19 protein-coding genes are annotated in these 18,346 nt (G+C 67.4%); 8 read left to right on the forward strand and 11 right to left on the reverse strand.

The genetic code is table 11. The annotated features are described in order from the left end of the window. Positions 1–24: 24 nt before the first annotated feature. Complete coding sequence (locus tag QM806_RS08690; RefSeq protein ID WP_283291060.1) at positions 25–1,254, reverse strand: MFS transporter; 1,230 nt, start codon at positions 1,252–1,254, stop codon at positions 25–27. A gap of 48 nt (positions 1,255–1,302) precedes the next feature. Between QM806_RS08690 and QM806_RS08695 the strand changes: the two genes are divergently transcribed. The 4 genes from QM806_RS08695 (at position 1,303) to QM806_RS08710 (ending at position 4,817) form a co-directional block, all read left to right on the forward strand. Further along, positions 1,303–2,109, forward strand: a complete 807-nt coding sequence (locus QM806_RS08695) for an IclR family transcriptional regulator (RefSeq protein WP_265146291.1) — start codon at positions 1,303–1,305, stop codon at positions 2,107–2,109. Positions 2,110–2,172: 63 nt separating this feature from the next. Beyond that, complete coding sequence (locus QM806_RS08700; protein ID WP_283291062.1) at positions 2,173–3,249, forward strand: cupin domain-containing protein; 1,077 nt, start codon at positions 2,173–2,175, stop codon at positions 3,247–3,249. 7 nt (positions 3,250–3,256) lie between these two features. Then, the gene (locus tag QM806_RS08705; RefSeq protein ID WP_283291063.1) at positions 3,257–4,084 is read left to right on the forward strand and encodes a fumarylacetoacetate hydrolase family protein; all 828 of its coding nucleotides are present in this window, start codon (positions 3,257–3,259) and stop codon (positions 4,082–4,084) included. Between the two features lie 13 nt (positions 4,085–4,097). Beyond that, positions 4,098–4,817, forward strand: coding sequence for a maleylpyruvate isomerase family mycothiol-dependent enzyme (locus QM806_RS08710; protein ID WP_043786853.1), 720 nt, complete (start codon positions 4,098–4,100; stop codon positions 4,815–4,817). Positions 4,818–4,831: 14 nt separating this feature from the next. Here the strand turns inward: QM806_RS08710 and QM806_RS08715 are convergent, their stop codons facing one another. From QM806_RS08715 to QM806_RS08725, 3 genes are all read right to left on the reverse strand, one after another. Then, complete coding sequence (locus QM806_RS08715; RefSeq protein WP_043786848.1) at positions 4,832–5,494, reverse strand: GntR family transcriptional regulator; 663 nt, start codon at positions 5,492–5,494, stop codon at positions 4,832–4,834. Between the two features lie 127 nt (positions 5,495–5,621). Next, positions 5,622–7,001 carry an MFS transporter gene (locus QM806_RS08720; protein ID WP_283291065.1) on the reverse strand — a complete coding sequence of 460 codons (1,380 nt, stop codon included), beginning with the start codon at positions 6,999–7,001 and terminating at the stop codon, positions 5,622–5,624. A gap of 318 nt (positions 7,002–7,319) precedes the next feature. Continuing rightward, positions 7,320–8,201 (reverse strand): NAD(P)-dependent oxidoreductase, encoded by an 882-nt coding sequence (locus tag QM806_RS08725; RefSeq protein ID WP_054248012.1) that lies wholly within the window; start codon positions 8,199–8,201, stop codon positions 7,320–7,322. A 352-nt stretch (positions 8,202–8,553) separates the two neighbouring features. Between QM806_RS08725 and QM806_RS08730 the strand changes: the two genes are divergently transcribed. Further along, the gene (locus tag QM806_RS08730) at positions 8,554–9,201 is read left to right on the forward strand and encodes a 4-carboxy-4-hydroxy-2-oxoadipate aldolase/oxaloacetate decarboxylase (RefSeq protein WP_054248017.1); all 648 of its coding nucleotides are present in this window, start codon (positions 8,554–8,556) and stop codon (positions 9,199–9,201) included. Positions 9,202–9,291: 90 nt separating this feature from the next. Beyond that, positions 9,292–9,651: a WhiB family transcriptional regulator gene (locus tag QM806_RS08735; RefSeq protein WP_081276556.1), complete on the forward strand. Its 360-nt coding sequence runs from the start codon at positions 9,292–9,294 to the stop codon at positions 9,649–9,651. 94 nt (positions 9,652–9,745) lie between these two features. Here the strand turns inward: QM806_RS08735 and QM806_RS08740 are convergent, their stop codons facing one another. From QM806_RS08740 to QM806_RS08770, 7 genes are all read right to left on the reverse strand, one after another. Beyond that, complete coding sequence (locus tag QM806_RS08740; RefSeq protein WP_283291067.1) at positions 9,746–10,510, reverse strand: IclR family transcriptional regulator; 765 nt, start codon at positions 10,508–10,510, stop codon at positions 9,746–9,748. 56 nt (positions 10,511–10,566) lie between these two features. After that, entirely contained in the window at positions 10,567–11,550 is a 984-nt protein-coding gene (locus tag QM806_RS08745; RefSeq protein ID WP_043786859.1) for a cyclase family protein, read from the reverse strand. Positions 11,551–11,558: 8 nt separating this feature from the next. Further along, complete coding sequence (locus QM806_RS08750) at positions 11,559–11,834, reverse strand: hypothetical protein (RefSeq protein ID WP_005560578.1); 276 nt, start codon at positions 11,832–11,834, stop codon at positions 11,559–11,561. 19 nt (positions 11,835–11,853) lie between these two features. Then, positions 11,854–13,191 (reverse strand): TRAP transporter large permease subunit, encoded by a 1,338-nt coding sequence (locus QM806_RS08755; RefSeq protein WP_283291070.1) that lies wholly within the window; start codon positions 13,189–13,191, stop codon positions 11,854–11,856. Beyond that, the gene (locus QM806_RS08760; RefSeq protein ID WP_005560582.1) at positions 13,188–14,549 is read right to left on the reverse strand and encodes an RraA family protein; all 1,362 of its coding nucleotides are present in this window, start codon (positions 14,547–14,549) and stop codon (positions 13,188–13,190) included. Before QM806_RS08760 ends, QM806_RS08755 begins: the two co-directional genes overlap by 4 nt. Positions 14,550–14,693: 144 nt before the next feature. Continuing rightward, entirely contained in the window at positions 14,694–15,056 is a 363-nt protein-coding gene (locus QM806_RS08765; protein ID WP_054248010.1) for a hypothetical protein, read from the reverse strand. A 38-nt stretch (positions 15,057–15,094) separates the two neighbouring features. Then, positions 15,095–15,787 carry an SDR family NAD(P)-dependent oxidoreductase gene (locus QM806_RS08770; RefSeq protein WP_169695445.1) on the reverse strand — a complete coding sequence of 231 codons (693 nt, stop codon included), beginning with the start codon at positions 15,785–15,787 and terminating at the stop codon, positions 15,095–15,097. A 133-nt stretch (positions 15,788–15,920) separates the two neighbouring features. Between QM806_RS08770 and QM806_RS08775 the strand changes: the two genes are divergently transcribed. Together QM806_RS08775 and QM806_RS08780 are read left to right on the forward strand one after the other, a co-directional pair. Next, entirely contained in the window at positions 15,921–16,814 is an 894-nt protein-coding gene (locus tag QM806_RS08775; RefSeq protein ID WP_120660545.1) for a LysR family transcriptional regulator, read from the forward strand. Positions 16,815–16,965: 151 nt separating this feature from the next. Further along, positions 16,966–18,330, forward strand: a complete 1,365-nt coding sequence (locus QM806_RS08780; RefSeq protein WP_005253933.1) for an MFS transporter — start codon at positions 16,966–16,968, stop codon at positions 18,328–18,330. Positions 18,331–18,346 lie beyond the last annotated feature (16 nt).

Genomic DNA, 18,346 nt, shown 5'->3' on the forward strand with positions numbered 1-18,346 from the left:
GCGTGCCGGGGCACGCGGCGGCACTCACCTGGGGGAGGGGAAGCGGCGCCAGATCACGGCGAGCAGCAGTGCGGCGACGAGGGCGCTGACGCCGAAGAGGATGAAATTGGAATCCGCGCCGAGTCCGGCGGCCAGGAGCCAGCCACCGATCTGCGGTGCGGCGACGGCACCGATTCGGCCGACACCCAGCGCCCAGCCGAGGGCGGTGCCCCGGAGATAATCGGGGTAGTAGGACGCGACCGCCGCGATGATGAGGCACTGAGTTCCGTGTGTCCCGACGCCGGCGAGCACGAAGATGACGTAGATCAGCGCCACCGGTGGGCCGGTGAGCAACGTCAGCAACGCGAGACCCGCGAGGAGTGCGGCGACGATGCTCGTGGGGATCGTGCCGAACCGGACGCCGCCCCACGCGGTGACGAACGAGCCCGCCACGGCGCCGAGGTTGAGTGCGAGGGCGAACGTGAGCGCGCTGCCGAGATCGGTTCCCTCGCCCTGCATGAGTTTGGGCAGCCACGTGCCGAGGCCGTACCAGGCGAGCAGGGTGACCATGGTGGCGAGCGCGAACATGATGCTGACAGACCGGCACCGGGTACCGAGCAGTGCGCTGAAGCCGGTTGCCGGCCGCACCTCCGTCGACGTCACCGCGGCGGTGTGATCGGGCAGCGTCTTCCACGCGATCGGCACCAGCAGGATCAGCGGGACGAGCGCGAAGACGAACATCGGCTGCCAACCCCAGTTCGGGATGACGGGGATGCCGATCAGTGCCGCGATCGAACCGCCGATGGGAACACCGGACATCATCATCGTGGCCACCGCGGCGCGCCACTTCGCGGGGATCAGCTCTGCGGCAAGTGCATTGGAGGTCGGCACGAGGCCGCCCAAGCCGAGTCCGGCGATCAGACGCAATGCGCCGAACATGACCGGTCCGGTCGCCAGCGCACACAGCGCGGTGAACACGGACAGGACGATCGCGCATCCGATCACCGCGCGTTTGCGTCCCACCACGTCGGAGAGGCGTCCCGCGAGCACGGCGCCGATCATCATCCCGAGGAATGCGAGGCTGCCGAGCGTGCCCGCGGTCGCGGCGCTGATGCCCCATTCCTTCTGCAGGCTCGGGATGACGTTGCCGTAGACGATGAGGTCGTAGCCGTCGAAGACTACGAACAGCCAGCAGACGACGACGGCGATCATGGCGGTGCGGTCCAGTTCGACGCGGTTCACCGGTGGCGCCGCGGTGGTGGCAGTGAGGGGCATGAATCGAGGGTGATGCGGCGCACAGCGCACGTGCAATAAAGTTCTGCTGTGCAGAAGAAGCGAACGATCGAAAAGCCGACGTACATGTTGGAGTCCGTCGACAACGTGTTGCGCCTGCTGCAGATGCTGCGCGACGTCGGCGGGCTGCGGCTCAAGGACGCTGCGGAGGAACTCGGCATCGCGCCGTCCACCGCGCACCGTCTGCTGGCGATGCTGGTGTACCGGGGGTTCGCCGTTCAGGACGAGAGACGCATGTACCACCCCGGGTCGGCGATGGGCGCCGGCCCGGCCCGCCGCGGGTGGACGCGCGAATTCACCGACCTCTGCAGGCCGCACATGGAAGCGCTGGCCATCCTGTGCGGCGAGACCGTCAACCTCGTGATCCGCGTCGGCACCCAGGCGCGCTTCCTGTCGTCCGCCGAGTCGACCGGGATGTTGCGCGTCGGCGACCGTCAGGGGCAGGTGCTCGACGCGGAATTGACTGCGGGCGGGCGCATTCTGCTGGCAGAACTGCCGGGGGAGACCCTCGAACAGTTGTACCTGCGGCCCGCGAATCTGGCCGACGACGAACGCGAGTGGGGCGACCGCCGTCTGTCACCCGACGACTTCGAGCGGTTCCGGCGCGAACTGTCCGCCGCCCGCGCCGTCGGATTCGCCGTCAACGTGCAGCAGACCGAGGAAGGGGTCGCGGCGTTCGGTGTCGCGATCCGGAACCGGGCCCGCACGGCCGTCGGGGCGCTGACGGTGGCCGTGCCGATCACCCGCTTCCGGCAGCACTCACAGGGACCGCTGGTGTCGCAGATCAAGAACGCGATCCGCGAGCTCGAGGTGGACATCGCCGACCTCGAACCCTGACAGCAATTCTGCACAGAAGAATTCTGTATCGGCCGGGACGCCGACCCTCCTAGCGTCGATGCCATGACCGCTACCGAACCGCACGTCGACGACGCTCCGCTCGCCCAGTTGTACCGGGACTTCGAGAGCGAACACCTGAATCCGTTGTGGACCCAGCTCGGTGATCTGATGCCGATGACGCCGACGTCGCGGGCGGTGCCGTTCGTGTGGAAGTGGTCGACGCTGTATCCGCTGGCGCAGCGGGCCGGGGACCTCGTGCCGGTCGGCCGGGGTGGGGAGCGGCGGGCGATCGCCCTGGCGAACCCGGGGTTGGGTGGGGTGCCGTATGTGACGCCGACGTTGTGGGCGGCGATCCAGTATCTGGGTCCGAAGGAGGTGGCCCCCGAGCACCGGCACGCGCAGAACGCGTTCCGGTTCGTCGTCGAGGGGGAGGGGGTGTGGACGGTCGTCAACGGGGATCCGGTGGCGATGCGGCGCGGCGATTTCCTGTTGACCCCGGGTTGGCATTTCCACGGTCACCACAACGAAACCGATCAGCCGATGGCCTGGATCGACGGCCTGGACATCCCGTTCGTGCATTACACCGACACCGGGTTCTTCGAATTCGGGTCCGAGAACGTCACCGACGACTCCACCCCGGATGTGTCGCGGTCGGAGCGGTTGTGGGCGCATCCGGGGCTGCGGCCGCTGGTCGGGTTGGACGCGAAGACGTCCTCGCCGATCGCGGCGTACCGGTGGGAGCACACCGACGCCGCGCTGCGCGAGCAGCTGGCGTTGGAGGACGAGGGGTATGCGGCGACCACCGAACCCGGTCATGCCGCGGTCCGCTACACCAACCCGACCACCGGCGGGGACGTGATGCCCACGATCCGCGCCGAGTTCCACCGGCTGCGCGCCGGCGCCCGCACCCGGCCCCGCCGCGACGTCGGGTCCACCGTCTACCAGGTGTTCGACGGTTCCGGGCGGTTCGACCTCGGCGGCGAGAACCGTGAGGTCGGCACGGGCGACATGATCGTCGTCCCGTCCTGGACGGAGTGGTCGATCGAGGCCGACACCGAGTTCGACCTGTTCGCGTTCTCCGACGCCCCCATCGTCGAGCGCCTGCACTTTGATCGCACGTACATCTCCGAAGGAGCCTGAAAATCCCATGAAGCTTGCCACCCTGCGCCGCGCCGGCGCCACCGTCGCCGTCCGCGTCGATTCCGACACCACCGCCACGATCATCGACGGGTACCCGGACCTGTCCGCCCTGCTGGCCGACCCGGACTGGAAAACCTTCGCGCAGAACGCGTCCGGTGCCACCGTCGACCTCGACGGGGCCGATTACGCCCCGGTGGTCCCGAACCCGGGGAAGATCATCTGCGTCGGCTTGAACTACGCGAACCACATCCAGGAGATGGGCCGGGATCTGCCCGAGTACCCGACCCTGTTCTCGAAATTCAAGGAAGCCCTCACCGGCCCGTACGACGACGTGATCGTCCCGTCGTATGCCGCCGCCCAGTTGGATTGGGAGGGGGAGTTGGCGTTCGTCGTCGGCAGGCAGGCGTATCAGGTGCCGGAGGCGGACGCCGAGCAGTACATCGCCGGGTATTCGGTGATGAACGATTACACGATGCGCGACTACCAGTACCGGACGCTGCAGTGGGATCAGGGCAAGACGTTCGAGAAGGCCAGCGGTTTCGGGCCGTTCCTGACGACCACCGACTCGTACACGTTCGGCGGGACACTGGAGACGAAACTGGAAGGGCAGGTGGTGCAGTCCACCACCACCGACGATCTGGTGTTCACCCCGGCCAGGCTGGTGGAGTACATCTCGCACATCGTGACGTTGCAGCCCGGTGACGTGGTGATCACCGGCACCCCGGGCGGGGTGGGGCACGCCCGTAAGCCCGGTCTCTACATTCAGGACGGGCAGACCGTCGAGGTCACCATCGAGGGCCTGGGCACCGTCCGCAACACGACGATCGTCAAATAAGGGGGTGCACCCGGTGGGTTTCCACGATCTCGACTTGTCCGAGCGGTTGCTGATCGCGCGCCGCGGTACCGCGTACTTCGCGCAGCGCCTGGCCGAGCTGTCCGACGAGCAGCTGTCCGAGCCGACCGGGTTGGCGGGGTGGTCGCGGCGACACCTGGTGGCGCACGTCGGCTACAACGCGGCCGCGTTGTGCCGGCTGCTGGACTGGGCGGCGTCGGGCGTGGAGACCCCGATGTATGCGTCGGCGGAGCAGCGGGGCCGGGAGATCGCCGAGGGCACCACCCTGTCGGCGGCGGCGCTGCGGAACCTGTTCGACCACACCGTCGCCCGGCTCGACGAGAAATGGCGCAACCTGCCCGCCTCGGCGTGGGATGCGCAGGTCCGCACCGCGCAGGGCCGTCTGGTGCCCGTGTCGGAGACGGCGTGGATGCGCACCCGGGAGGTGTGGATCCATGCGGTGGACCTCGGCAACGGCGGCCGGTTCGGCGACTTCCCCGACGTGGTCCTCGAGTCGCTGCTCACCGACATCGTCGGGATGTGGCAGCGCAAGGACCTCGGCACACGCCTGATACTCGCGGTCGACGGAGGTGAACCGGTTGCGGTGCAGCCGGATTCACCGCCCGCGGAGAAGGTGTCCGGGCCCCTCGCCGCGGTCGTGCGGTGGGCCGCCGGACGCGGCACCGTCGGCGTGAACATCGACGGTGAAGTCGAGGAACCGCCTCGTTGGCTTTGATCGACAACGGTGTCTCAGTCGTCCGGGTGTGATTGTCCGAAACGTCCGGCGTCGAAGGCGACGTGTCCGACGCCGATGTGGGCGGACATGAGGGATTCGGCGACGGTGCGGTTCTGTGCGGCGATGGCGTCGGTGATGTCGCGGTGGAACTGGATGCTGCGGGCGATGTCGGTGTCGGAGTAGTAGAAGTAGGTTCCGAGGGTGACCGAGGTGTACGCGAGTTGTTCGGCGATCTTGTACAGGCGAGGTGACCGTGCGGCCGAGAGAACGAGCAGGTGGAACTCGCGGTTGTTGTGGTGCAGATCGTCTTTATAGGTGGACTTCTTCGCTGCGGCGATCTTCGCCATCTCGTCGACGGACTTGCGCAGCTCCGCGCACTCGTCCGCGGATCGGCGTTCGGCGGCTAGGCCCGCGCCGCGGGATTCGAGGACGCAGCGCAGTTCGAAGACCTCGTCGACGTCGGAGCGGGTCCATTGCGCGACGAACGCACCGCGGTGCGGTTCGGTCTGGATCAGTCCTTCCTCCGTGAGGCGGCGGAGTGCGGCCCTGACCGGGGTGCGGCTGACATCGAGTTCGTCGCAGAGCTGTCCCTCGGTGAGGTGCGCGCCCGGCGCGTAGTGTCCGGCCATGATTCGGCTCCGGACCAGTTCGTAGACCATGGAACTCGATTGAGCCATCGGGTGTCTCCTCTGTCTGCGTTATCCACCCACGATGAGCAAGATTGTACTTCGATCGTACTGTTCTCTTATGGGTCTGAGCGGGCTCGCCGAGGCGAGCCCGCTCAGTGCGGATTGGGAGGGTGGGTCAGGAAACGCGGACGCCGTCCACTTCGGATAACTCCCGGGCGTCGGTGGCCGCGAGTTCCCGGGCCTTGGCCTCGGCCTCGCGGACGAACCGGAGCCGGGTGACCAGGCCCGCGGCGAGGATGAGCATGGCTGCGACGATGGACAGGCCCCAGTAGATGCCGCCGGTGGCGGTTTCGAGGGCGCCGAAGCCGAAGGGTCCGACGAATCCGCCGAGGTTGGCGAGCGAATTGATCGAGGCCAGGCCGACGGCGGCGGCGGGTCCCGTCAGGAACAACGACGGCAGCGCCCAGAACGGTCCGTAGGTGGCGTAGACGGCGACGGTGATGACGACCAGCAGGATCACCGAGAACCACAGGCTGTCCTGGACGAAGACCATCGACACCAGGCCGGCGGCGGCGACGAGCAACGGAATCCCGACATGCCAGCGGCGTTCACCGCCTCGGTCCGAGTGCCGGGCCCACCAGACCATGAAGATCGCGGCGGCGGCGTACGGGAGGGCGGTGATGAACCCGACGGAGGTGTTGCTGAGTCGGTCGCCGAGTCCGGAGATGATGCTGGGGGTGAAGAAGGCGAGGACGTAGATCGCGACGGACTTGCTGCAGTAGATGAACGACAGCGACAGGGTGCGGATCCCGGCGAGGCTGCGGAGGAACGACACCTGGCCGTGGGCGGCGGCCTTGGCCCGGTTCTCGGCTTCGATGGTCTCGGTCAGCCAGTCCGCTTCGTCACGGGTGAGCCACTTGGCCTTGTGTGGGCCGTCGACCAGGACGAACAGAGTGACGAAGCCGAGCATGACAGCAGGGATGCCCTCGAGGATGAACACCCAGCGCCAGCTCTCGACGCCGAACCAGTGCACATGATCGAGGATCATCCCGGACAGTGGGCCCGCGATGAGGGTGGCCACCGGCAGGGCGATCATGAACTGGGCGACGACGCGGGCGCGTTCACGTTCGGGGAACCACAGCGTCAGGTACAGCAGCACACAGGGGAAGAAACCGGCCTCGGCGATACCGAGAACCGTTCGTGCGATGGCTAATTGGGTGAAGTCGTGCACGAAGCCGGTCAGGACGGCAACGGCGCCCCAGCTGAAGAGGATGCGGGCGATCCACTTGCGGGCGCCGACCTTGCGCATCAGCATGTTGCTCGGCACCTCGAACAGGAAGTACCCGATGGAGAACAGCCCCGCGGCGAGCCCGAACTGTGCCTTGGTGATCCCGAGGTCGGCGTTCATCTCCAGGGCGGCGTATCCGACGTTGGCGCGGTCGATGAACGCCATGATGTAGAGCACCACCAGGAATGGCAGGACCCGCATCTTGATCTTGCGGATCACCGCGCTGCGGTAGGCGCCGACCTCGGGCGCGTCCAGGTCACGTGACATCGGTGGGCTCCTTCGTACAAAGCTGCTGGGAAGTCGAGGGCGGTCATTCATCCCGTGGGATTGGACGCTGCCGTGACGGGCCGCACCAGGTTGCTGTGTTGCGCGCCACACTCGATCGGTTACGAACATACAATCTGAGAACAATATTCGCAATACTGCCATGTCAAATCAGGCACTTCAGTGTCTTTGTTTCTGAAATTGTCGTCGTCGGCGGTCGGAAGTGCTCGCCTGTCGGCGCTGGGTGCGCGTAGCGCGCCACCTGCCGACCCCGGACGCGCGGCCGGGGCCGGCCGGAAAGTGGTGGACTGCGAGTTGAGCTCAGACCGCCGCAGGGATGTCGGCCTCGGACACGCTGAGCAACCACGCGAGCGCGGAATCGATGGATGTCGCGGCGTCCGGGCCGGGCGGGTGGGCGGCCAGTGAATGCACCGTGCGCTCGTAGAGCGTGCGCGTGCCCGCGAGTACCGACGAGGGCAGATGAGCCTGGTCGAGCTGGGCGACGGCGCGTTCGACCTCGTGCGAGCGGCGCTCGGCGTGCAGGAGGTGACTGCGCACCACCGCATCGAGGAAGGTGGTGAATCCTTGGGTGTCGATGTCGCCGAGTACGCGGTAGAGCTCCTCACGCACACCCTGCTTCTCCGCCGACACCAGGCACTCGACCGCCAGCGCCTCGATCCCCTTGGTCAGCACGGTGCGCAGCAGCTTCAACGCCGCCGCATCCCCGGGCCGGGCGTTCTCCAGCGCCCGCGCCGGCGCCCCGATGGTGGCGAAGTCGGCCACCGCCGTCGCAGCCGCCTCCCCCGAAACCAGCAGGGACGTGCGCAGGCCCGTCATGCCGATGGCACCCATGATCACCGCATCCGCGTACTCGATCCCCTTGGTGTGCAGAAGCTCCGACGAGCGCAGTTTGTCCGCCGGGGTGGCGGTACTCAGATCGACGAACATTGCCCCGGGTGACACGAAGGCTCCGGACTGCTCGGCCACCGCCGCGGCGACGTCGCCGGTCACGCACGACCACACCCGGTCCACGCCGGCGAGCCAGTCGCCCAGACGCTCGTGAAGCGTCAAGCCCAGCTCGATCGCCAGATCGCGCGCCGCCGGTGACGGATACGCATCGCAGAGGACGACCTCGAAGGACTCCGCCGCGACCCGGGCATACAGGCGGCCCACTTCACCGCATCCGATGATCGCCAACTTCATGATCTTCTCCTACCTCAGAGTGAGTACAAAATATGAGCGATAGTCCGGCAACGGCCCGTCAACTACCTGTTCGGATCTCTATGGTGACAGAGATTGTTCTGATAATGTACTTTTTTGTCAGATCAGTTACCAGGTGCCACCGCACCCGGCAGCGGTGGAAGCCCTCGTCCTCCGGTTCCGGTGACCCGCGCCAACCGCGCAGCACCGGAGCGGCTCCACAAATCCGAAGCTCCACCCCGTGACCGCCGGTCCGCAGTCCGCCGGTCGCACCCCACATCTGCAGAGCCGCAACATCTTCGGCAGACCCCACCACAGTCGCGACGGCACGACCGCGCAGAAACAGGAGAACACCATGAGCACTCGACCCACCGACGAGCAACTCGCCCGCCTCCGCGAGCTGGGTGCCGCCACCATCTACGAGGCCCAGGGGCAGCGCGGCTCCATCGATGCCGTGATCAAGCCGATCGACCCGTCGATGAAGCTTGCCGGTCCCGCGCTCACAGTGGACGCCGGTCCCGCCGACAACCTCATGCTGCACGCCGCCCTGCAGCACGCCCGCCCCGGCGACATCCTCGTCGCCGACGCGCGCGGCTTCCTCGACGCCGGAGCCTGGGGTGACGTGCTCACCGCCGCAGCGCAGAAGGCAGGGATCGCCGGCCTCGTCATCCACGGCGCGGTCCGCGACGCCGAGGAGATCATCGGCATGAAGTTCCCGCTCTTCGCCAAGGGCCTGTCGATTCGGGGCACGACCAAGGCCTACAAGGGCAGCATCGGCCAACCCGTCGACATCGCGGGCACTACCGTGCACAACGGCGACATCATCGTCGGGGACCGCGACGGCCTGGTTGTGGTCTACGCCGGCGAGGTCGAATCCGCCCTCGAGCTCGCCCAGGCCCGCGAGGACAAGGAAACCAAGTTCCGCGAACAGATCGCCGAGGGTGCCTCCACCGTCGAACTCCTCGGTCTGGCCGGGACACTGAGTAGCTACTTTCCGAACTGACCTCGAGCTGACCGAAGTGGAGCGGGACGATGCCATCACTCAGCCTGACCGTGCCTACCCCAGCCTTGTACCCAGCTCTGGGACTGGCAGATGCACGCTCGGTGCCGGGACACCGGCGCCGAGCTGTTCTTCGCCCGCGACGGCGAAGGTCGAGGCGCGCGCATCCGCCGCGAACGGCAGGCGAAAGCCGTCTGCGCCACCTGTCCCGTGCAACGCGAGTGCCACACCCACGCAATCACCGTGGGCGAACCCTACGGCGTCTGGGGTGGCACCTCCGAAGCAGACCGGCGATGGCGCGATCCCGACTCACCACCACGCGACGCAACCACACGGAACGGCCGGAAGCGGCCATTGCGGATTTCCTCGAAACACTCGGCGCCCGGGCATAACCCGGTGCGGCGAACATCGCCGAACGGCGCCCAGGTTTGGGCGAAGGCGACGATGTCTTGACTACGTGAAGGTTTGGCCATTGCTCCGATTGCTGGTTTGCCTGTCGGGGTAGCCGGTCTGAACAGGAATCGTCGGCCGGAAGCGAACTGTCCGGCTAGCCGGCGACGGGTACCCGTGTGCCGAGAGTGGTTGCGGCGCGGCGGACTTCGGGGATCAGGTGGTCGATCTGGGTGTCGGTGAGTGTGTCGGCGGGTCCGGTGACGCCGAGGACGGCGACGAGGGTGCCGTCGGCGGCACGGACGGGGGCGGTGACGGAGGCGATGCCGTAGAGGCGTTCGCTGACCGACACGGCGAAGCCGTCGCTGCGGATCTTTTGGAGTTGGGCGAACAGTTCCGCTTTCGACACGGTCGCACCGCTGGCGAGGGCCATGTCGCCGATACCGCCGAGGATCTCGTCGACCTCCGCGGTGTCGAGATGAGCGAGGATCGTCTTCCCGGCGCCGCCCAGGTAGAGCGGCAGGCGCTCACCGACGGGGAGGATGTAGTTGAGCGGATGGTCGCTTTCCACCCGCGCGATGAGCACTCGGGAGGATTCGACCTTCACATACATCGACGCGGTGAACCCCGTACTCGCGGCGAGCTGCTGCAGCATGGGCTGGGCAAGGACACTGAGCGGGTTGGTGACCATGAACGCGTGCGCGACCGCGAGCGCAGCGGGCCCGGCGGTGTAGGTGTCGCCGATGCGGGCGGCGTACCCGCGTTCGAGGAGCACGCCGAGGATCCGCTGCACGGTGGCGACGTGCAGTGATGCGTGGCGGGCGACTTCGCTGAGCCGCAGGGGCTGCTTTGCCTCTTGGAGGACGCCGAGCACGTCGAACGCGCGGTCCAGTGATCGCATGTTGTTGGTCGGCGCCGCCATGTTTCCTCCTCGATTCACCCACTTTCGATGAAACTTATCATTGTGCGATAAACCTGTCAGCGGATGGCGGTCGCGTTGCAGGGCGAACCGACCCCGCCGACGAAGTTGAGTGGTTTGACGGTGACCAGGGCGTCCCAGGTGTGAGTGCGGCGGCTGTCCACGGCGAGTGCGGTGAGGTTCCACAGTTCGCCGAGGGGGACGCCGAGTTTGCCGATCAGTTCCTGGTGCATCATTCCGGCATCCTCGGGAGCGGACTCCGTGAACGGGCTGTCGGGGAGGACGGGGAGAACTTCGACGGCGAAGGTGTCGGTGCCGAAGAGCGCGATCTTGTTGTTCCACAACCACTGTGCGAGGTAGCGGCTCTGTGCGAAGCCGGTGGAGCGGCGACCGGAGCGGACCTCGTTGCGTTGGTCGTCGGTGGCGGTGAGGTACCAGTGTGCCCAGCCGGTGTGGACGAGAATCAGGTCACCGCCGCGGATCTCGCAGCCTTGGCGCTGCGCGGCGGCGTCCAGGTCGGCAGGGTCGAGCGCCGGACCCTGGGCGTGGTCGAGCGGATGCCCGCGCTCGGCGTGAAGCGCTTCGAGGTCGAGGAGCAAGCCGCGGCCGACGATCGGGTCCTGCGACCAGGCCTGGATCCCGAGCGCCGGGGACCCTTCGGTGACCTGGTCGTCGGGAATACCCCCGTAGAAGCCTTGCCCGGACACCCGTCGGTGGCGCAATCCGTCGAGGTGACTGCTGGCTTGCAGGTAGAAACCGTCGAGGAGGTCGTCGCGGGATTCGGCGTGCGCGGAGACGATTGTGTGCTTCGGCGCCGTGCGCGACCGGGCCATCGGTGGGTCGAACGCGCCGAGCGGATAGTCGAGGGCGAACACCGCACCCCGGGTGACCAGGGTGGCGGCGTCGCGGACCTGCCCGGGGCCGGCGAAGTTCGCCGTCCCCCGGTCCCGGTTGTCGAAGACTCCCCAACTCGACCCGGCCGGGGCGCCGTCGGTGCGGGCGCACAGGTCGGCGTAGGTGGAGTCGGCACCGATCGTGCTCATCGACCTGGTCATCCGACGTGTTCGGCGGTGCGGGCGGGAGAGTCCTCGTTTCCGAGGGCGTCCTCCTCTCCGCCGTGGTGGAAGTACGACAAGACGAAGGCGAGCAGTCCGGCGATGCCTGCGGCACCGTAGGCGTACGGGGCGAGCAGTTCCTCGACGTGGGTGACGACGACGCCGTCGCCGAGGATCAGTCCGACGGATTGACCGAGCACGATCGCCAGTCCGCCGAGCAGGAACGCGACGACGCTGATGCGGAAGAGGGTAGAGAAGCTTTTCTGGAACATGACGTGTCCTGTCGCGGGATCAGACGGGGAGGAGGCCGAGGGCGATCAGTACCCCGATGCCGAGGATGGGAATGCAGTAGTACCTCAGGAGCGGCATGAAAATCTTCGACGGGTCGATCCGGGCGATCCCGGAGGCGACGTAGATGGGAGCGCCCGAGGGTGGGGAGGCGCCCTCGGTGGACGCGAAGACCAAGACGGCGGCCGCGGCCACGGGGGCGGCGATACCGGTGCCGACCAGGGCGGCGACGGCGACGGGGCCGACCGAGGCCATGGTGGCAGAGGCGGTCAGCGGGATCGCGATGATGACGATGATGATCCCGACGAGGATCGCCATCAGCCAGGACGGTGCGCTGAGGCTTTCGAGCATCGCGGTCAGCTGCTGAGGCAGTTTCAGCTTGGCGAGCACCGCCGACGCGGAGAACGCGGCAACGATGGTGATACCGATGACGCCGAACTGGGGGGCGGCGTCGCCGAGGACCTTCCACCAGCCCGTGCTGGTCTTGGGCAGGTGCCGGCGCCCGAGGAAGAGCACCAGCAGGATCATCAGGACGGGGATCCAGGTGATCAGGCTCAGGGCACTCGACATCACCAGGTCGGTGTAGTGCGCGATGGGTGCGGCGACCGGACCGCGGGTGAGCAGCAGCGGGATCAGGATCGGGACGAACAGCAACAGCGAGGTCCACCCGACCCGCAGGCTCCGCTTCACCGGGATCCGGTCTTCCGGTGCGATCGGCTGCAGGCCGTTCTTGCGGACCAGGTAGTAGCTCAGCACCAGTCGGTAGCCGAGGCACCAGAGGCCGGCGATGGCGAGCGGGACGATGATGTCGTCGGCGGCCATCATCCCGGTGACGGTGCTGGACCCGACCAGGATGAACATGGTCGCGCTGAACGGGAACGTCACGCCCATGCCCGCGCAGCCGGCGACGACGGTGGCGGAGAGTTCGCCGCTGACGCCGGAGCGTTTCATCCACGGCACGGTGACTGAGCCGACCGCGGCGGTGACCGAAGCGCCGACATGCGCGATGGCACCGAACATGCCGCCGGCGACGGTGGACGTGTAGATCGGACCGCCGCGCAGGCGGCCGAGGAACGAGTTGAGGATGTCGATGAGCCGGTCCAGCACCGGGGTCTTCGCGAGGATGAAGCTCATGAAGATGAACGCCAGCCCGGCGAACGTCACTTCCTCCTGCATCGAATTGACGAAGCCCTCCCACATGTACTTCGGAGCGTCACGGCCGGCGAACGCACCGACGACGACGAACCCGACGATCATCGCCTCACCGATGTTGCGTTTGAGCACCGCATTCCAGAAGACGATGGACGCTATGAACGCCAGCAACGCCCAGATGGCAATCATGCCGCGACCTTACGGGCGGCGATGATCGCGGCCCGACGCTGCGCCTCGTCGGCTTCGACCGCCCGGCCACCCGCCAGGCTGGTGAACGCTTCGGCCGCCGGGATGATGATGACGCCGTCGTCGTCCGCGACGACGAGGTCGCCGGGGGCGCAGACGACACCGCCGACCGCGACCGGGACGTCGATCTTGCCGGGGCCGTCCTTGTAGGGGCCCGAGGGGTTCACCGCACGGGCCCACACGCCGAACCCGATCTCCTGCAGGACATCGATGTCGCGGGCGGCGCCGTCGATGATCATGCCGACGCAGCCGCGGGAGCGGGCGCGTTCGGCGATCAACTCACCCATCAAGGCCCGATTCTGGTCGCCCTGTCCGTTGATGACAATCACCTCACCAGCCTGCACCTTCGCCAGCGCTTCATGCAGCGCCTTGTTGTCGCCGGCCCGGGTCCACACCGTGCGGGCACGGCCGACGATCCGTGCGCCCTTCCACATGGCATGGATACCCGAATCGACCATGCCCATGCGCTGGCGGGCGTCGCCGATGTTGGCGACCGGGAGCCCGGCGTAGGCCTCGAGCAACTCGTCGGTGGCGCGTCCATTCGCATCGGCGAGGGTGCGGTGCACCTCGGTCGTCGCGGACGCGAGGACCGGGCGGACACCAAGGGTGTCGAGGAGCTCGACCGAGGCGGCCGCCTCCACCGAGCGTCGGGCGGCGTGCTTGCGGGTGCCGTCCCGCAGCCGGTCCAGGGCCGAGAAGCTGCCGGACAGCTCACCGGCGATCTGCGCACGCACCCACTGCTCGGCGTCGGCAGCGATCCCGGCATCGACCGATTCGACGATCAACGCGCCGAGGCCCTTCATGAACGCGCTGCGCAGCAGCTTGCGGTTCGACGCGTCCCCGGGCGCACCGGAGATGTCCTCGACCGTGGCGCCGAGTGCCTCGAAATACGCGGCCGCCGCGGTCGATCCGTCGCCACTGACCACCAGGGCGGTACGCGCCCCGTGGGCGGGGACGGACCCGACCACCGCGACATCGGCGAACGCAGCGCCGGCCGCGCCGACCACGTCGGCGACCTGCGCCTTGATCTCGGCTGGCGCGGCATTCATGTCCGCATAGCAAATGCCGTCCGACAGATGCGGTGCGGCGTCGGTCGCCGCCCGCACCGCCACCTTCGCGCTGGCCAGACTCAGCACCAGATCCGCACCTCGCACGGTGTCGGCGACGTCGTCGAAGCGCAGCACTCCCGCGGGGGTGGCGGTGTCGGCCGGGTCGAACCCGGTCACCTCCCAGCCCTTCGCGAGGAATCCCGACGAGTAGAGACTTCCGGCTTCGCCCAAGCCGAGGATCGCAACCTTCATAATTTCCTCTCATAGTGTGATAACCTCTATCACATGATGCGGTAATGGTGGTCACACTGCATCGCCGTTGTCAAGGCATCGAGAGTTGAGAGGGATTGATCGCGAAAGTGACCACCGCACGCGGGGGCAGCGCAGGATCCCGCGCTATTCGGCGTGCTGACGTGCAGGTTCGCAACTACCGTCGAGTGGGGTTCGCGAGTCGTACAGCAACGAGGATTTGCGTGGGCCGGTGCTCGAGAATCGAGGCTGACCGGGGAATCGTGCGCGGAGATGGCAGGGGAGGACCGAGAATCCGGGAACCCGCGCACTTGTGAATGTGGGTGACCACGCCAAGGTGCATGCCGGCGCCGCCTCGGAGTTCATCATGCGCGAGCATCGGCGGCGCCGGCGGCGGCCACCGAAGGAGTAGTACGCGGTGGGGACGCGGATGGGGACGTCGATGCCGACCATGCCGACCTCGACCTCGTTCTGGAACTGTCGGGCGGCGCCGCCGTCGCTGGTGACCATGGCGGTCCATTGCCGAACTTGCTGGAGCGAGTGTCCCGCTAGTACGACGCCCGGCCACCGCTGGCGTCGTAGACGGCGCCGGTCGAGAAGCTGAGCGCCTCCGAGCACAGCCATGCGACGAGTTCGGCGATCTCCTCGGGCCGACCCATCCGGGCCATCGGGGTCAGGCTCTGTGACCGCGCGAGGATCGCCGGGTCGGTGCCGGCATTCATCGGGCTCTCCACCGCGGCGGGGGCCACCACGTTGGCCAGGACACCGGTTTGCGCGACCTCCTTGCCGAGCGATTTCGTCAGCGCGATCACGGCCGCCTTCGACGCCGAGTAGGCGCTCTGGTTGGGATTTCCATCCTTCGCCGCGATGCTCGCCAGATTCACGACCCGCCCCCAGCCTGCGTCGGCCATGGCCGGCACGAACGCGCGGCAGAGGAGGAACGTCCCGTCGACGTTGATGCGGAACGTGCGGCGCCAGTCCTCGAGGTCGACGGCCACCAGGGGAGCGGACGGTCCCACGACACCGGCGCTGTTGACGAGGATGTCGACGCTGCCGAGCCGGGCGGCGAGCTTCTCGACGGCGTCGGCGTCGGTGACGTCGAGTTGCTCGTCGGCCCCGGCGGCGACGTCGGCGGTGACGACGCGGACCCCGGCGCCGGCGAGGCGTTTCGCGCACGCCGCACCGATTCCGCTCGCTCCGCCGGTGACGAGCGCGGTCGCGCCCTCGGGATACGTGGCCATGGTGGTCTCTCCTCGCGACTGTGTGCGCATTAGTCTTGTTCTATGTGCGAAATCAGAATGATCGGTTTCACACTGTGTGCGAATTGGAATATATGGGCTGAGCCACACTCGTCAAACTCGCGAAGGGAATCCGATGGAGATTCGCTGGCTGCAAGCGTTCGTCGCCGTCGCCGAAGAACTGCATTTCGGCAGGGCCGCCGCGCGGCTCCAGATGGCCCAGTCGCCGCTGAGTCAGACGGTGCGCAAACTCGAGAAGGACATCGGCGTGCCGTTGTTCGAACGGAGCACCCGCAGTGTGGCCCTGACGTCGGCCGGCCACACGTTCCTGCCGCACGCCTACCGCATTCTCGAGAGTGTCGACATCGCGCGGCAGGCCAGCCGCGCGTCCGCCGGGGGCGTGTACGGCCGCATCAAGATCGGCTTCACGGGCGTGCTCAATCACCTGTCGCTGCCCCCGCTCACCCGTGCACTCCGGCAGCGCTACCCCGACATCGAACTCACCCTCGTCGGACGCATCATGACCCGCGACGCCATCACTCAACTCGACAGTGGCGCACTCGATCTCGCGTTCGTCGGACTTCCCGTGGAGACCGCCTCGGTGTCCACCCGGTTGATCCGCCGCGAGCCGTTCGGGGCGGTGCTCCCGGCGGACCACCCGCTCGCGTCGGAGCGGGAGATCGACTTGCGCGACCTCGCCGAAGACGGGTTCGTCACGACACCGCTGTCGGCAGGCTCGGCATTGCAGGAGGTCGCGATGCGGGCCTGTGTCGATGCGGGATTCCGTCCCCGCGTGGTGCAGGAGATCACCGACCCGTACATGATCCTGATGCTCGTGGCGACGGGTGTCGGCGTGGCGCTCATGACGTCGGGTATTGCCGCGCTCACGCCCCCGGGCACGGTGTTCGTGCCGCTCACCGGCGAGCCGATCTACATGAACCACGGACTCGCCTGGTCCCCGCGTCGGGTCTCCGACGCGCTCCGGGTGGCCCTCGCGGTATCGGAGGACATTCTCCCGACTCCCGATTAGGACATTTTCGGTCTATATCTAAGACTTTTTTTGCGCTGGACTGCGCATAGTCCGCCATGACACGCTCGTCACGGTCCGGAACTTCGTGTGAGGTGGGTCACCTCCGAAGAAGCCTTGCGGCGCACCGGATCCCTGGGACGAAAGGAACACCATGGCAAGCACGTCTACTCGCGACACCGGGGGACAACCGAACGAGAACGCCCGCCGGGCCGCCGTCTCGGGGTTCCTCGGCAGCACGCTCGAGTACTACGACTTCTTCATCTACGGGTCCGCGGCAGCGCTGGTCTTCCCGCGGATCTTCTTCCCGGGCGGTGGCGCCACGGCGACCCTGCTGTCGATCGGCACGCTCGGTGTGGCGTACATCGCGCGTCCACTCGGCGCAGTGCTGTGGGGACATCTCGGGGATCGATACGGGCGCAAGAATTCGCTGCTGGCGTGCCTCCTGCTCATGGGTATCGCGACCGTGGTCGTCGGGTGCCTGCCCACGTACGACCAGATCGGTATCGCCGCGCCCATCATCCTGGTGCTCCTGCGATTGCTGCAGGGCCTGTCGGCCGGCGGCGAATCGCCCGGGTCCTCCGCGTTGACGCTCGAACACGCACCGGACAACCGTCGCTCGTTCTACACCTCATTCACCATGAGCGGCATCATGTTCGGCATCGTCATCTCGAGCCTGGTATTCATTCCCGTGGCCGCGCTGCCCGACGACGCGCTCTACTCGTGGGGCTGGCGTGTGCCCTTCCTGCTCAGCATCTTCGTGACGGGTGTTGCGGTCTGGCTGCGTCGCAAGCTCGACGAGCCGGAGGTCTTCGAGGAGCTGAAGGAACACGACGACACGGCGGGCATTCCCGTCGTCGAGATGTTCCGCTCGCACTGGCGCACCGTGATCCGCATCAGCCTCAGCGCGACATTCGCGATGATCAACACCATCGTCAATGTCTTCGCGCTGGCGTACGCCGTGCAGGTCGCCGGGCTCGAACGCTCCACGATGCTGTGGGCCATCGCCGTCGCCAACTTCGTCGCGGTCCTCACCCAGCCGCTGTTCGGAATGCTCGCCGACCGGATCGGCCGCAAACCAGTGTTCGTGACGGGCGCCGTCGGTGCCGCGGGCATGGTGTTCGTGTTCTTCCACGCGATCGGGACGGGCAGCGCGCCGATGGTGTTCGCGGCCGGCATCGTCCTGATCGGCCTGTTCTACGCGATGCCCAACGGCGTGTACCCGGCGTACTTCCCCGAGCAGTTCCCCGCCAAGGTCCGGTACACGGGAATGGCCGTGAGCCTCATGCTGGGACTGTTGGTCGCCGGCTTCACCCCGGCCATCGCGCAGTGGCTGTCGGCGGGCGACACCGCGAACTGGACCCCGGTCGCCTGGATGTGCCTGGGCTTCGCGCTGCTGTCGTCGGTCGCCGCGCTCACCGGCCCCGAGACGTACCGCACACCCACCGAGCAGCTCGGCGAACCCGGCACGACGACGGTCGGCACCCGGCACCAGGCGCTCGTCCGCACCGACGCCTGACCGGACCTTCACCACT

The organism is Rhodococcus sp. IEGM 1351 (assembly GCF_030056875.1).
GTDB classification, from domain to species: Bacteria; Actinomycetota; Actinomycetes; order Mycobacteriales; family Mycobacteriaceae; genus Rhodococcus_F; species Rhodococcus_F opacus.

Coding starts and splice junctions, on each gene's coding strand:
- QM806_RS08690 (WP_283291060.1), bottom strand. CDS start 1,254: ATGCCCCTCACTGCCACCACCGCGGCGCCACCGGTGAACCGCGTCGAA.
- QM806_RS08700 (WP_283291062.1), top strand. CDS start 2,173: ATGACCGCTACCGAACCGCACGTCGACGACGCTCCGCTCGCCCAGTTG.
- QM806_RS08705 (WP_283291063.1), top strand. CDS start 3,257: ATGAAGCTTGCCACCCTGCGCCGCGCCGGCGCCACCGTCGCCGTCCGC.
- QM806_RS08715 (WP_043786848.1), bottom strand. CDS start 5,494: ATGGCTCAATCGAGTTCCATGGTCTACGAACTGGTCCGGAGCCGAATC.
- QM806_RS08720 (WP_283291065.1), bottom strand. CDS start 7,001: ATGTCACGTGACCTGGACGCGCCCGAGGTCGGCGCCTACCGCAGCGCG.
- QM806_RS08725 (WP_054248012.1), bottom strand. CDS start 8,201: ATGAAGTTGGCGATCATCGGATGCGGTGAAGTGGGCCGCCTGTATGCC.
- QM806_RS08730 (WP_054248017.1), top strand. CDS start 8,554: ATGAGCACTCGACCCACCGACGAGCAACTCGCCCGCCTCCGCGAGCTG.
- QM806_RS08735 (WP_081276556.1), top strand. CDS start 9,292: ATGCACGCTCGGTGCCGGGACACCGGCGCCGAGCTGTTCTTCGCCCGC.
- QM806_RS08740 (WP_283291067.1), bottom strand. CDS start 10,510: ATGGCGGCGCCGACCAACAACATGCGATCACTGGACCGCGCGTTCGAC.
- QM806_RS08745 (WP_043786859.1), bottom strand. CDS start 11,550: ATGAGCACGATCGGTGCCGACTCCACCTACGCCGACCTGTGCGCCCGC.
- QM806_RS08750 (WP_005560578.1), bottom strand. CDS start 11,834: ATGTTCCAGAAAAGCTTCTCTACCCTCTTCCGCATCAGCGTCGTCGCG.
- QM806_RS08755 (WP_283291070.1), bottom strand. CDS start 13,191: ATGATTGCCATCTGGGCGTTGCTGGCGTTCATAGCGTCCATCGTCTTC.
- QM806_RS08760 (WP_005560582.1), bottom strand. CDS start 14,549: ATGAAGGTTGCGATCCTCGGCTTGGGCGAAGCCGGAAGTCTCTACTCG.
- QM806_RS08765 (WP_054248010.1), bottom strand. CDS start 15,056: ATGGTCACCAGCGACGGCGGCGCCGCCCGACAGTTCCAGAACGAGGTC.
- QM806_RS08770 (WP_169695445.1), bottom strand. CDS start 15,787: ATGGCCACGTATCCCGAGGGCGCGACCGCGCTCGTCACCGGCGGAGCG.
- QM806_RS08775 (WP_120660545.1), top strand. CDS start 15,921: ATGGAGATTCGCTGGCTGCAAGCGTTCGTCGCCGTCGCCGAAGAACTG.
- QM806_RS08780 (WP_005253933.1), top strand. CDS start 16,966: ATGGCAAGCACGTCTACTCGCGACACCGGGGGACAACCGAACGAGAAC.